General features: G+C 49.4%; 3 protein-coding genes. All 3 read right to left on the bottom strand.

What is annotated here, in order from left to right:
* Positions 1-354: 30S ribosomal protein S4 (gene rpsD, locus AC1DUO_RS25505; RefSeq protein WP_477989479.1), on the bottom strand; the 354-nt coding region annotated here is incomplete at its 3' end.
* 30 nt (positions 355-384) lie between these two features.
* Positions 385-774, bottom strand: a complete 390-nt coding sequence (rpsK, locus tag AC1DUO_RS25500; RefSeq protein ID WP_004929731.1) for a 30S ribosomal protein S11 — start codon at positions 772-774, stop codon at positions 385-387.
* 17 nt (positions 775-791) lie between these two features.
* Positions 792-907: 30S ribosomal protein S13 (rpsM, locus tag AC1DUO_RS25495; protein ID WP_477989480.1), on the bottom strand; the 116-nt coding region annotated here is incomplete at its 5' end.

The following is a 907-nucleotide window of genomic DNA, read 5'->3' as shown; positions in this document are numbered from 1 at the left end:
AACTAACTGGCGGGATTCCGCACGAGTAGCGCCGAAGCCCATACGATAAATGACGTTGTCCAAACGACCTTCAAGCAGTTGCAACAGGTTTTCACCAGTGTTGCCTTTCAGGCGTGCTGCTTCTTTATAATAGTTACGGAACTGACGCTCCAGAACACCGTAAGTACGGCGAACTTTTTGCTTTTCACGTAACTGTACACCGTAGTCAGACAGACGCGGCTTACGCGCACCATGCTGACCAGGAGCTTGTTCGATTTTACACTTGGTATCGATCGCGCGAACGCCAGATTTAAGGAATAAATCTGTGCCCTCACGACGGCTAAGCTTGAGCTTAGGACCCAAATATCTTGCCATTTTCTCTCTCCAACAAACCTAAAAGCAGCGTTATACGCGACGCTTTTTCGGCGGACGACAACCGTTATGAGGGATAGGAGTCACATCAGTAATATTAGTGATGCGGAAACCAGCCGCGTTTAATGCGCGGATAGTAGACTCACGACCAGGACCAGGTCCTTTAACCATAACTTCCAGATTCTTGATACCGTATTCTTTCACTGCGTCAGCGCAGCGCTCTGCTGCAACCTGAGCTGCGAACGGAGTGGATTTACGAGAACCACGGAAACCGGAACCACCAGCTGTTGCCCAACCCAAAGCATTACCCTGACGATCGGTAATGGTAACAATGGTGTTGTTGAAAGAAGCATGGATATGAGCCACGCCGTCAGAGACTTGTTTTCTTACACGTTTACGTGTACGAACAGGTGCCTTTGCCATTTATTCAATCACCCCGATTATTTCTTGATCGGTTTACGCGGACCCTTACGGGTACGTGCGTTAGTCTTGGTACGCTGACCGCGTACTGGAAGACCACGACGATGACGCAAACCACGATAAGTCCCAAGGTCCA

Source organism: Rahnella sp. P4_A8, assembly GCF_056402435.1.
This window is presented reverse-complemented; position numbering and strand designations above follow the sequence as displayed.